Source organism: Streptomyces axinellae (genome assembly GCF_039532135.1).
Classification (GTDB): domain Bacteria; phylum Actinomycetota; class Actinomycetes; order Streptomycetales; family Streptomycetaceae; genus Streptomyces; species Streptomyces axinellae.
The window spans coordinates 20,938-33,680 of record NZ_BAAARJ010000003.1 but is presented as its reverse complement, the minus strand read 5'-3'; the positions used below and the strand labels follow the sequence as shown (position 1 = coordinate 33,680).

The window sequence follows — 12,743 nt, the reverse complement described above, 5'->3', positions numbered from 1 at the left end:
GACATCCCGACGCCGTAAGGAGATCACCGTGGAGATCGGAGTGGGCCTGCCCACCACCGTGCCCGACATCGACGGACACCGGCTCGTCCAGTGGGCGGCCCGCGCCGAGGAGCACGGTTTCTCGACGCTGGGCGTACTCGACCGCCTCGTCTACGACAGCTACGAACCCCTCACCGCGCTCGCCGCCGCCGCCGCCGTCACCGAACGCATCAGGCTGGCGACGACCGTCCTGCTGGCCGCCTACCGCCCCGGCACCCCGCTGCTGGCCAAACAGCTCGCCACGCTCCACGAGATCTCCGGCGGCCGGCTGGTGGTCGGCGCGGCGGCGGGCGGCCGGGAGGACGACTTCCAGGCGACGGGCGCCACCTACACCGACCGGGGCCGCCGCCTGGACGCACTCCTGACCGAGCTGCGCGACATCTGGGACGGCAAGGAGACCCGCTCCGGCATCTCCGGGATCGGCCCCCGGCCGGGCGGCGCAGGCCCCGAACTGATCGTCGGCGGCCACACCCCGGCGGCGATGCGGCGCGCCGCCCGGCACGCCAACGGCTGGATAGCGGGCGGCAGTTCAGCCACCGGCTACGCCGACCTCGCCACCCGGGCCCGTGCCGCGTGGCGCGCGGAGGGCCGCACCGAGCGCCCGCGCCTGGTCGCCCTCGTCTACGCCTGCCTGGGCCCCGACGCGGCGCGCACGGCCGAGAATTACCTGCGCGCCTACTACGCCTTCATCGGCCCCAAGGCGGAGATGGCCGCCAAGGCCGTCATCACCGACGCCGAGTCGCTGCGCGAGACCGCCGCCGCGTACGCGGCGGCGGGCTGCGACGAACTCCTCGTCTTCCCCTGCACCGCCGAGCCGGGCCAACTCGACCTGCTCGCCGAGGCAGCCCTGGACGGGGCCTGACGACCGCCGACCGGGGCTCAGGGAACGGTGTGGCGCCTTACCGGCGACCGCGCTGCTGCCTCTGATTCGGGGGCTGTCCCTGCCCCCGGCCCTGATTGCTCTGATATTGCATGAGCGCCCGCGTGGCGCTTGTGGGGACGTAGGGGCCGGCCCCCTGTCCCCATGTCGGCGGGGGCTGCACGGCGCCGACGGCCCTCTGCCCCCAGGCCGGGGGCTGCATGGTGCGGACGTCTGAGCCCCTGAGAGATTGCGACTGCTCCACGAGACCCTGCGATTCCCGACGGTGCTGGACGACCAACTCGCGCCGTCTTTGCTCTTCCGCTACGCCCGGAGCGTTTTTGCTGAGGTATATCCCGTGACCATCACTGTGCAGGTGGTCGTCGAATCCGCTCTCTCTCAGGGCTTCTACGACCGGTTTCAGGAGGGGTGCTTCTGCAACGGCCATCTCGTGCAGGGTCTTTCCGGGATCGGCATCCCCGCCGGGCAGTCGGACGCGGTATTCGGTGCGGCGGAGTTCGGCGTTGCGGCGTTCGGACCGGAAGAAAGCCTTCACCTCATCTGCGAACACGGCGGCCCGGTAATCGGTATATTTTGGGGCCTCCTTGCTGAGGTGCGTCTGGCCTTGCATGCTGGGTATAAGGTACTTGCCGAATTCGTACTCCTTGAGTACCTCGACCATCTTCGCCCCGAGGGGCCCGCCTTCGGCTATATATTTCCCTATCGAGGTCCGGGGGTGGGGCAGGTAGCCGCGTGGATAGCCGCTGGCGTAGTAGTCCCGGAAGTCTTGTGCGCGCAGGTAATCCGCATATTCCTCCTGACCGGGAGTGTTCGCGGCAAGGGTGATCCGGCCGTTTGACCGCCGAACGTACTCGCCGAGTCCTCCTCTCGTAGCTGCCGCCGCGGTCTGCGGTCCGAGGGAACCGCCGCGCGTCGCCTGGTGGAGGAGCTGGCCGACTTCGCTGTTGTTCGGGGGGCGATAGCCGTAGGCGCCCTCTCTTTCGTGATGCCGTATCAGCTCCCGGGCGAAAACATAGTCCTCCAGGCGAGCCAGGCCCGGGGTATTCTCCTTGAGGGTGAAGCCGGAATCTGTGAAGGCCAGGCAATTTCCGAGCCCTCCCTCGTTAGTCAATACGCCCATCACCTCAGGGTCGATGGGCTCACCCTTGCGCGCCGCCTCGTAGAGACTCCGTCCCACCTCTTCGCCCGCTTTGTAATCCATGTGAAAATGGGGCAGGTATCCGGGCGTGCCGCCATTTATGTAGTAATCCCGCAACACCGACGACTGAGTATGGGTATGGGGCGGCATGGCATCCTCCTGTCGCGCTGAACTCTCGTTTGCTACGTGTCCGTTGACAACCTCGCCGGGCGCGTATCTCTTCCTTCCCTACGTGTCCCGTACAACGAAGGTTCACCGTCCCCGGCGGGCCGCTCACCGGCTACCCCTCGCGGGCGGGGGTCCGGAGGGGCTCGGGCTCCGGGGTCTCGGAGCGCTTCGGGAGGAAGGTGAAGTCGCCCAGCGCCTCCGGGCCGCCCCGGCGGCGGCCCAAAAGGTGGAGCAGCGGTCCCGCCATGGCCGTGGTGACCAGTGCCATGACGACCATCAGGGCGTACAAGTCAGGGCCGATGACGCCGAGTTGGAGGCCGACGGTGAGGATGACCAGTTCGGTCAGGCCCCGGGTGTTCATCAAGGCGGCCAGCACTCCGCTCTGTGCCCGGGGCACCTTGTTGAGCCGGGCGCCCGCGTAGGCGCCGGCGAACTTGCCGGTGATGGCCGTCAGCAGGATCAGGCCCAGTTCCCCCAGGTCGCGCAGGCCGGTGTGGGACAGGTCCACCTGGAGGCCGGCGACCACGAAGAAGGCGGGCAGCAGCAACAGCCTGGTCAGGTACTCGAACCGGTCGGTGACCTGGTGCTGGAGGCGGCGCGTGGTGTCGCGCGGCATCATCGCGCCGTACAGGAACGCGCCGAACACGAAGTGCGCGCCCATCCACTCGGTCGCCAGGCACGACAGCAGCAGTCCGCCGAGGACGACGATGAGCTGATCGGCCGTCACATGCTCCTGGGCCCAGCCGTCCCACCCGGCGCGCCTGCCGGGCCGCGCGGCGAACAGCTTGCGCAGTCCGGGCCGTACGAGCAGCAGCATCACGGCCAGGTAGACCGGCGCGAAGAGTATCCTCCACTGACCGTCACCCCCTGAAACGGTGACGACAACGGCGAGCAGGGACCAGGCCACGATGTCGTCGATGGCGGCGCTCGCCAGCGCGATCCCGCCGACCCTGGTGCGGCCCAGCCCACTGTCGGCCAGGATGCGCGCCAGCACGGGGAAGGCGGTGACCGACATGGCGGCGCCGATGAACAAGGCGAAACCGGTGTGCCCCGCCGGGGCGTGGCGGTCGGCCAGGTGCAGCGCGAGCAGCACGCCCAGTGCGAAGGGCGCGAGCACGGAGCACAGCGAGACGCTGGCGGCCACCCGTTCCTTGCCGCGCAGCCGCGACAGGTCCAGTTCGTAGCCGATGACGAACATGAACAGGACGAGACCGAGGTTGGCCAGGGCCGAGAGCATCGGCCGGATGTCGGCCGGGAAGAGGTACTGGGCCGGCGCGCCGTGGAAGAGGGTGGGGCCGACGAGGATCCCCGCGAGGATCTCGCCCACGACCGGTGGCTGCCCCAGCCTCCGTGCCGCGGCGCCGAGCAGTCGGCTGAGCGCGAGGATGGCGGCGAGGCCGATGAAGAGGGACTGAAGCTGTTCCGGTGTCATGAAGCGCCCCCTGCGCTGGCTGTCACGGGCCGCCGCGCGGAGTCCGGCAGCGTCGGCGGCAGGGTAGGGGGGCGCACTCGAAGCCTCGACGAGAGCGTGGGCGAACGGGACTGCACCCCGGTCCCGGCGGGCGCCCCGGCTCTCGTCCTTCCGGGGCGCCCCCGGCCCTCTTTCCCTCCGGGAGCCGCTGCTCCCGGGCTTCGTCCGCCGGGGCGGCGAAGCCGGTGGCGTCACGCCGAGCGCTTGCACGACGACGATGCGTGCGGCCCACCGGCCCGCCCGCCCACCCACCCGTTCGAGGGTTCCCGGCCCACCGGCCCGTCCGCCCGTCCGCCCGTCTGCCCGCCCGCCCGACGGTTCCTGGCCCGCCCGGCGGCCCCCGGCGCGCGAGCGCGGGCCCCCGCGCACCCCGTGCATGGGCGGGCAGGTGCGGGGGAACGCGGCGGACACGGCTCCGGCCGGCCACCGGCACCCTCGCAACGAAAGCACCGGCACCCGCAACGAAAGCACCGGCACCCTCGCAACGAAAGCAGGTGTTCCCCATGCCCGAGGCGATCGCCTTCGCCGCGTACGGCGGCCCCGACGTACTCAAGCCCACCAGTATCGACATCCCCGAGCCCGACCCCACCCAGGTACGAGTGGCCGTTCGCCAAGCGGGGGTCAACCCGCTGGACTGGAAGCTGCGCAGCGGTGCCATGGCGGCGTTCATGCCCGTGGAACTCCCCTGGATCCCCGGGCTGGAAGTGGCCGGCACCGTCGAGGAGACCGGCGACGGCGTCTCGGGCTTCCAGGTGGGCGACGAGGTCTTCGGCCGCGCACCGCACGCCTACGCCACCCATGTGCTCGCCGACGCCGAGGCCCTGGCGCACCGGCCCGAGGACCTGGACGCGCGCCGCGCCGCGGCCCTCCCGGTGGCCGCCGAGGCCGCCTACCGGGCCCTGGAGGAACTGCGCGTCGAACCCGGGGAGACCGTGCTCGTCCACGGCGCCGGGGGCGTCGTCGGGAACCTCGCCGTCCAGTTCGCGCTGGAGCGCGGCGCACGGGTCATCGGCACGGCGGGCGAGGGCGCACGCGACCGGCTCACCGGCCTGGGCGCGGAACCCGTCACCTACGGAGAGGGCTGGGCCGGGCGCGTACGGGAGGTGGCGCCGCACGGGGTCGATGCCGTCCTCGACGCCTCGGGCGCCGACGTGCTGCGGGAGTCGGTGGAGCTGGCCGGGGACGGCGGGCGGGTCCTCACCCTGGCCGACCCCGGGGCCGCGCAGGAGTACGGCGCGCTCTTCTCCGGCGGCGGCCCCGGCGCCGACCGCACCGGCCCGGCGCTCGACCTCGCCCTGACGCTCTACCGGCGCGGCACCCTCAGCGTCCCGCTGCACGCGCCGTACCCGCTCACGGAGGCGGCGGAGGCCCACCGCAGAGGCGAGGCCGGCGGCCTGGACGGCAAGCTGGTCCTCACCGTGGAGTGACCCTGCTGTGAGGCCGCAGCCGTGGAGATGCCCCAGGAGAGGCTGACGACCGGCCTCCCCGGGGGCACCTTTGGCCGAGGCCGGCGGCCCGCTACGGGGCCTTGTGCCCGATCACCAGCGTCACATCGTGACCCAGCGAGCGGTGCTCCACCCGGGCGAACCCCGCGCCGCGCATCCACCCGGCGCACTGCTCCAGCGTGTAGCCCTTCCCGTGCGGCGTCATCAGCTGAAGGTTGAGGCTGCGCAGCAGGTTGCGCAGGTAGCTCTCCTCGTCCGGGACGATCACCGGGTCCCAGACGAGGAACGCCCCGCCGGGGCGCACCGCGGCGTAGGCGTTTTCGACGAGTTGCGCGCGCTGGTCGTCGTTCCAGTCCACAAGCGCGTGCCCCAGCATCAGCACATCGGCCTCCGGCAGCGGGCCGGTGAAGAAGTCGCCGCCGTGGAAGCCGAGTTCGCCGGTCATGCCCAGGGACGCCATGTGCGCGTCGAAGTCGCCCCTGAGCTGCGGCAGGTCGAAGACCCGTGCCGCCAGGTGCGGATGGGCGCGCACGACTCCGGCCAGTACGTTGCCCCGGCAGCCGCCGAGTTCCAGTACGGAGCGGTACGACGCCCAGTCGAAGACCCTGGTCAGTACGGGGATGAGCGGCCGGCTGGCGTCCTCGGCCATGTCGACCAGCCCGCCCTTCTTCTCGTCACTGTCGTACAGCTCGCCGAACATGTCCTCGCCGGTGTACGTGGCGGCCTGCGGGGCGCCCGTGCGCAGGCCCTCCGCCAACTTGTCCCACGCCGGGTACATCACCTGACCGGCCAGCCCGAGGAAGCCGCTGAGCGAGGCCGGGTCGCCGGGCACCAGCAGCTGGGCGGAGATCCGTGTGTTGGCCCACGAGCCGTCCGAAGTGCGCTCCAGGAAGCCGAGTTCGGCCAGCGCCGCGAGGAAGTGGTCGCAGCCGCGCGGCTGAAGACCCAGCCGCTCCCTCAGCGCTTCCTCGGGCAGCGGCCCCTCGGCCAGCGTGCCGAACAGGCCGGTCTCGACCCCGGCCAGCACCAGCTTCGCCGGCTGGAAGGCCATCGCCTGGCCCAGTATCCGCCCGGCCTCGGCCGTCACCTCCTTGACCGACACATCCTTGACCGTCACGTCCTTGACCGTCACGTCCTCGGCCGTCACCTCCTCGGCCGTCACCTCCTCGCCGACGGTCACGAGACGACCCCAGGAGCGGCAACCGGAGCGGCGGCAGCGTCGGGAGCGGCGGCAACCCCAGGGGATGCGGCAGCCCCGGGAGAGGCAACACCATGGGGAGAGCCCGCCGCAGGCGAGAGCGCCGCCGCGCGGGCGAGTACGTCCGCCAGCACCGCGTCGGGATCGGCCGCGCCGTCCGCCGAGCGCCAGGCGACGAACGCGTCGGGCCGCACCAGGACCGCGCCCGCCGCGCCGACCCCGTACACCTCGGCCCAGTCGCGCTCGGCGGGCCGCAACTCCTCGTGCGGGCCCACCGCGTGGGTGACCAGTGGCACGCCCAGCTTCTCCGCCGCCGTGACGGCCGCCTTCGCCCAGGCTCCGCCCTCGGGACCGTGCAGCAGGACGAAGTCGTCCCAGAACAGGTCGATCGCCGAGATCGTCTCCTCGGAGCCGCTGGTGCCTCCGGAGCCACCGGCGCCGGCGGCCCCGCCGTCCCGCTTCAGCCACACGTGCGGGGCGCGGGTGCCCGGCTCGCCGGTCAGCTCCAGGTCGGGGCTGAGGACCCGGCCCCCCGCCTCGGCGCCGACGATGGACGCGGAGCGGTAGCGGTAGCCGAGCGTGATGATCACGTCATCGACGAAGTCCGCGCGGTCCCGCGCGGTGGCGTACCCGTGCCGGATCCGGTTGCGCACCAGCGCCTGCTCGGACATGGCGGTGCCCAGCGGCCGGCGCTCCGCGTCGTAGGTGTCCAGCAGCGCGTCGCTGCCCCAGCCGTGCAGGACGGCCGCCAGCTTCCACGACAGGTTGTGCGCGTCGTGGATGCCGGTGTTGGCGCCGAATCCGCCGGCCGGCGGGTGGACGTGCGCGGCGTCGCCCGCGAGGAAGACCCGGCCCGCGCGGAAGGTCTCGGAGACCAGCTGCGCGCCCTGCCACGGCACCTTGTCCATGATCTCGACGTCGATGTCCTTGCCGGCCGCCCGGCGCACGATCTCCACGCACCGCTCGTCGGTGAAGTCCTCGGGCTTCTCGCCCTTCTCCGGGTAGTAGATGGGCGCCGCCAGCCACGGGTCGCAGCCGTGTAGCCGGGACAGGCCCATCAGCGACCCCCCGGCCGAGGCGTAGCACAGGATGAACTTGCGGTCCTTGAGCAGCGTCTCCAGCTCGGGCGCCCGGAAGTAGATGCTCAGCGCGTTGAAGACGGTGCCCCGGCCCACCCGTTCGACCCCGAGGGACTGGCGGATGCGGCTGCCCGCGCCGTCGGCGCCGACGAGGTAGTCGGCGCGGATGGTCAGGCGCTTGCCCGTGGCGGCCTCCTCGGCGATGGCTGTCACGCCCTCCTCGTCGGCGGCGAAGGAGACCAGCCGGGTGTTGAACCGCACCTCGGCGCCGTACTCCTGGGCTTTGGCGACCAGCACCTTCTCGTAGCGGTCCTGGCCGCAGCCCATGACCCGCTCGGGGCTGACGGTCGGGCCGTCCAGCGAGGGGGACTCCAGGAGTTCGGCGTTGTCGATGTCGGAGAAGGTATCGACCTTGATGATCCCGCCCTCGAAGTAGGCGTGCGAGTTCCCCTTCTCCAGCGCGCGGATCTCCTTGCCCAGGCCGGCGGCGCGGAACAGCTCCATCGTGCGGGCCTGGAGGCCGGGGGCGCGGGGGAGCATGGAGGTGCTGTCCCGCTTCTCCAGCAGCATCGTGCGGACTCCCCGCCGGCCGCTGAAGAGCGCGGTGGACAGTCCGACGGGACCACCGCCGACGATCAGGACCGGGATCTTCACGTCATACATGCATGTCCCCTCTGAACGGGCTGAGCTGTGACCGGGATCCTCCACGGCACCCCAGAGAAGTAGCCACCGCGACTAGAGGCTGTCCGGCGGCTCGGTCGAACGCGCTGGTCACAACGGTCCGGCCGCCGGTCCCTGGCGTGCTCCCCAGCACCGTTCGAGGACCGCTCAACTTGCCGGTGTGACCCTCCCGCCAGCGGCACTGGCGCCTGGCCACGGCCGTTTCGGAAGGATGGAGTCCTGCGCATGACGCACACCAGCCTGGATGTCAGCACCCCGGCCGGAATCATCCGGCTGAGCAACGCGTTCTGCGACGCGAAGGCGCTGCTGACCGCAGTCGAACTGGGCCTGTTCACCACCTTGAGCGAGAAGGGCCCCGCCACCCAGGAGGAGATCCGCACCGAACTGGGGCTGCACGGCCGCGGCCTGAGCGACTGGCTCAACCTGCTGACCGCGCTCGGCCTGCTCACCCGCGAGGAGGGCAAGTACGGCAACGCCGAGGGCGCCGGCACCTACCTGGTGCGCGGACGCAAGACTTATGTCGGCGGCTTCCTGGAGCGCTCCAACCGCAACCTCTACCCGGCCTGGGGCAGGCTGTCGGAGGCGCTGCGCACCGGGCAGCAGCAGTCCGGCAGCGACTTCGAAGAGGTCACCAGGAACCCGCACATCCTGCGCCAGTTCGTCGGCATGATGGACGCGCTGACCCATGTGGTCGGCCCCGAGCTGGTGGAGAAGTTCGACTGGAGCGGCTACGGCTCCGTCCTCGACATCGGCGGCGCGCGCGGCAACCTGTGCTCCATCATCGTCAAGGCCCAACCGCACCTGGCGGGCCATGTTTTCGACCTGCCGCCGATGGAGCCGCTGTTCGAGGAGCACGTCGCCTCCTACGGACTGACCGGCAAGCTCACCTTCCACGGCGGCAGCTTCTTCACCGACCCGCTGCCCAGCGCCGATGTCGTCACCCTCGGCCACGTGCTGCACGACTGGGACGAGCGGCAGCGCGGCGAGCTGGTCGCCAAGGCGTTCGACGCCGTCAACCCCGGCGGCGCGCTGCTCATCTACGACCGGATGCTGGAGGACGAGCCCGCGCACGTGGAGAACCTCGTCATCAGCCTGGACATGCTGCTGGTCACCGACGGCGGCTCCGAGTACCCCGTCTCCGAGGTCGTCGCGCACGCCGGGCGGGCCGGGTTCGCCAGCACCGAGACGCTGCCGCTGAGCGACTACGACACGCTCGTGATCTGCCGCAAGGCCCCTTAGGGGGTGTCCGACACATGCCCGCGGCGTCGCGGTGTCCGGCACGCTCCCCCAAGCTCTCCGAGCAGGGAGGTGCCCCCAGCGGTGTTGCCGAAACGCCCGAGTGGCTCCGCCACAAGGGCGCTCCGGCGCCTTGCGAGCGCACGCACCGGACACCGCTCCTTCTTCCACGCTCATGTGCCGGACACCCCCTGAGCCGCCACCCGCCCACCCAGAGGAGTTCCCCACCCATGAGCAAGACCTCAACCGACCCGCAGGTCCTCATCGTCGGCGGCGCGGTCGCGGGGCTGTCCACGGCCGTCTTCCTCGGCCGGCACGGCATCCGCTCGCTCGTCGTCGAACGCCACCCCGACACCCTCAGCCACCCGCGCTCGCGCGGCGTCAACCCCCGCACGGTGGAGCTGTACCGGCAAGTCGGCATGGAGGACCGCATCTGGGCCGAGGCCAGCCTGGCCACCGACTTCAGCAAGCTGCTGATGATCCGCGCCGAGACCCTCGCGGGCCCCGAGATGTTCTCCGGCCCCACCGACCAGCCCGACCCCAGCGGCGACGTCAGCCCCTGCGAGTGGGCCCCGGTCGATCAGGACCGCCTCGAACACCTGCTGCGCGAGCGCGCCACCGAACTCGGCGCCGAACTCGCCTTCGCCACCGAACTGGTCTCCTTCGAGCAGTCCGACCAGCCCCAGGGCGGGGACGGCGGGGGAGTCACCGCCGTACTCCGCGACACCGCCACCGGCGAGGAGCGCACCGTACGCGCCGCGTATCTCGTCGCCGCCGACGGCAGCCGCAGCCCCCTCCGCACTCAGCTCGGCATCGAGACGGACGGCCCGGGCGAGTTCGCCACCACCCTCTCGGTGCTCTTCGAGGCCGACCTGAGCGAGGCGGCCAGAGGCCGGGACGTCGGCGTCTGCTACTTCGACAAGCCCGCGCCCTCCACCATCTTGTTCGCGCACGACGGCAAGAAGCGCTGGATCTTCGCCACCGCCATGCCCGAGGGCGAGACCCTGGAGACGATCACCGAGGAGCGGGCCGTCGCCCTCGTCCGGGCCGCCATCGGCCAGCCGGACCTGGACGTACGGATCATCCCGCAGCTCCCGGCCGGCGGCGCGAAGTGGCTGAGCTTCGTCATCGGCGCACAGGTCGCCCGCGACTACCGCAGGGGCCGCGCCTTCCTGGTCGGCGACGCGGCCCATCTGGTGCCGCCCACCGGCGGGTTCGGCGCCAGCCTCGGCATCCAGGACGCGAACAACCTCGCCTGGAAGCTGGCCGCCGTCCTCAACGGCGAGTCCGGGCCCGGCCTGCTGGACACCTACCAGACCGAGCGCCACCCGGTCGCCTGGATGACCCTCCAGCAGGCCCTCGGCATGATGCAGGAGCGCACAGGGCCCGACGGGGAGGGCGGGGACGGCGAGGCCGACGAGGGCGGGGCCGCCCCCGACCCGGCCGAGGCGTACAGCACCACCGTCTTCGGCTACCGCTACGGCGACGGCCCGCCCGTCCCGCCCCAGTACCTCAGCGGCGAACCGGGCACCCGCGCGCCCCATGCGGAGCTGGACCGGGCGGGGGAGCGGATCTCCTCGCTCGACCTTTACGGCGGCGCCCCGGTCGTCCTGACGGCCGAAGGCGGTCAGGCATGGGTGGACGCGGCGGCCCGGATCTCGGCCGCCACGGGGATCACGCTGGACGCACACCGGGTCGGCGGCCCGGACGCGCAACTGACCGCACCCGGCAACGGCGTCGCCAAGAAGCACGGCATCACCGCCGACGGCGCCGTCCTCGTCCGCCCGGACGGCTTTGTGGCCTGGCGTGCGGAGGGGGCGGCGAGCGACCCGGAGGCGGCGCTTACGGCCGCCATTCGGGCGGTGTATACGGAGAGTTGAGCCGCCGCGCCGCGGCACACGGTGGAGGTATGGGGAGGGGCTGCGATGCGGCCCCTCCCTGTACGGGTTGCGCCGCTGGTTCCACGGTCGCGAAGAGGCCCACAGGGGGGCGGACGCAAGACGCGCATTTCGCCGGAAAGAAGGAGGAAACAGCTCGCTACGGGGCCGGTGACCCAGCAGGGCTCTTCACGATTCCCGTACGTGCCCCCTCACGCGTGACGACCGCGCCCTCTCGGTGCGGCGTGAGTACGGTACGGCCCGGATGGTTTCGCGGAAGGCGCGGCTTGGGGCCCCTGCCGCATGCTGTACGGGGCGCCGGAAGGAATCAGGTGCGCGGCGGCTGCGGCCACCTGCTGATTCGTGTCGTCGGCGTGGACTCTCGCGGCCGACACTTGCTGACCGGGTGTCGCGGCAAGGCGCACGAGGGCAGCTTCATGGGAAAGAGAAGGCTCTCGGCTGACATCGATTCCAGAAAATCGCAAGTTCGCATATCGGGCCACATCGCCGAGGGACCAGTTGCCCGCTGCCGATCTCGGGAATTGTGACAGCTGCGCCTGTGCCAAGTTGGATTCCACGCCAACGGCGTCTGCGGCTATCTTGGACAAACCCGCATAGATGCCATCGACTACATTGTTATGCGCCTCGCCGAGAGAGGAGGCAAGGGTTTCAATCCTCTGTTCAGGGGATATTCCGTTAGCTCGCCGGTATTGCCTTTCCAGGCGGGACAGGAAAGAATAGGCGAGGAGGTCTACCTCATCCTTGTTCCCCAGGGCGGACAGGTACTGCACATTGGGCGAGTCCGAAATTGATGCGCTCTCATCTACAGGAAGGAACTCATTGTCGATTGCGACTATCCCACGCTCGGGGGAATGCATTATGTTATCTAGATTGATCGGGTCGAGGCGATCGGCAGGATGTTCCGAATAATCACGGAAGACGAGGCGGTCAGCGCTTCCGAGGAATGAATCCATGGCAATCAGTCGACCAACTTCCTGCATGGAAGTTTCATCCCGGGCAAGAGCAGTCAGGTAATCAAGATCTCGGACCGACTTGCTCAGCGGCATGGCCTGCACTACTTCCATGACAACATAGTGCGCGGCCTTCTCTGTTTGGGACTTGAGCTCACCAGCCCTGCGTTCACTATCGACCTTGGCAGTCGACAGGATTTCAGACAAGGCGCGCCCCTCGGCGGAGCTACTTTCGTACACCCTGCTTTCAGGTACCTTGATCCCGCCAACATGCTTGATGAATTTGTCCGCATACGCGACCTCGGCTGCCGAAAATTGCATCGCCTTGACGGCCACAACATTTTCGGCGTGATCGGCCAGGAAAAATACTCCCGCTCCCCCCTCCGCCGATCTCCTAATATTTGCTACGGGACCCCAATTGTTCGGCGCCACATCGTAAGCGATGTATTGAGGAATTTTTCTCACCCCTGCGAGCTGCAAAGCGGAGCACGTTCTCGCGCTGATAGGGGCTGGGTACCGCCAGGTCACTGACCTGCGGGGTCCAGCCTTCGCGAGCCATG

9 protein-coding genes are annotated in these 12,743 nt (G+C 70.3%); 4 read left to right on the top strand and 5 right to left on the bottom strand.

The features are described from left to right. Positions 1-28: 28 nt before the first annotated feature. Positions 29-901: an LLM class flavin-dependent oxidoreductase gene (locus tag ABD339_RS04645; protein WP_344562434.1), complete on the top strand. Its 873-nt coding sequence runs from the start codon at positions 29-31 to the stop codon at positions 899-901. 37 nt (positions 902-938) lie between these two features. On the opposite strand, the gene ABD339_RS04640 is transcribed toward ABD339_RS04645, so the two are convergent. Next, positions 939-2,120, bottom strand: coding sequence for a hypothetical protein (locus ABD339_RS04640; protein WP_344562432.1), 1,182 nt, complete (start codon positions 2,118-2,120; stop codon positions 939-941). Positions 2,121-2,337: 217 nt separating this feature from the next. Further along, positions 2,338-3,657: a cation:proton antiporter gene (locus ABD339_RS04635; protein WP_344562430.1), complete on the bottom strand. Its 1,320-nt coding sequence runs from the start codon at positions 3,655-3,657 to the stop codon at positions 2,338-2,340. A 542-nt stretch (positions 3,658-4,199) separates the two neighbouring features. Between ABD339_RS04635 and ABD339_RS04630 the strand changes: the two genes are divergently transcribed. Beyond that, positions 4,200-5,123, top strand: coding sequence for an NADP-dependent oxidoreductase (locus ABD339_RS04630; protein WP_344562428.1), 924 nt, complete (start codon positions 4,200-4,202; stop codon positions 5,121-5,123). A gap of 91 nt (positions 5,124-5,214) precedes the next feature. Here ABD339_RS04630 and ABD339_RS04625 read toward each other — a convergent pair whose 3' ends face one another. Further along, positions 5,215-6,321: a methyltransferase gene (locus ABD339_RS04625; protein ID WP_344562426.1), complete on the bottom strand. Its 1,107-nt coding sequence runs from the start codon at positions 6,319-6,321 to the stop codon at positions 5,215-5,217. Beyond that, on the bottom strand, positions 6,318-8,081 hold the full coding sequence (locus tag ABD339_RS04620) for an FAD-dependent monooxygenase (RefSeq protein WP_344562424.1): 1,764 nt from the start codon (positions 8,079-8,081) through the stop codon (positions 6,318-6,320). The genes ABD339_RS04625 and ABD339_RS04620 overlap by 4 nt, the downstream gene beginning before the upstream one ends. A 243-nt stretch (positions 8,082-8,324) precedes the next feature. Between ABD339_RS04620 and ABD339_RS04615 the strand changes: the two genes are divergently transcribed. Further along, positions 8,325-9,338 (top strand): methyltransferase, encoded by a 1,014-nt coding sequence (locus tag ABD339_RS04615; protein WP_344562422.1) that lies wholly within the window; start codon positions 8,325-8,327, stop codon positions 9,336-9,338. Between the two features lie 227 nt (positions 9,339-9,565). Next, positions 9,566-11,215 (top strand): FAD-dependent monooxygenase, encoded by a 1,650-nt coding sequence (locus tag ABD339_RS04610; RefSeq protein WP_344562420.1) that lies wholly within the window; start codon positions 9,566-9,568, stop codon positions 11,213-11,215. Between the two features lie 209 nt (positions 11,216-11,424). Here ABD339_RS04610 and ABD339_RS04605 read toward each other — a convergent pair whose 3' ends face one another. Beyond that, the gene (locus tag ABD339_RS04605) at positions 11,425-12,519 is read right to left on the bottom strand and encodes a protein kinase family protein (RefSeq protein WP_344562418.1); all 1,095 of its coding nucleotides are present in this window, start codon (positions 12,517-12,519) and stop codon (positions 11,425-11,427) included. Positions 12,520-12,743 lie beyond the last annotated feature (224 nt).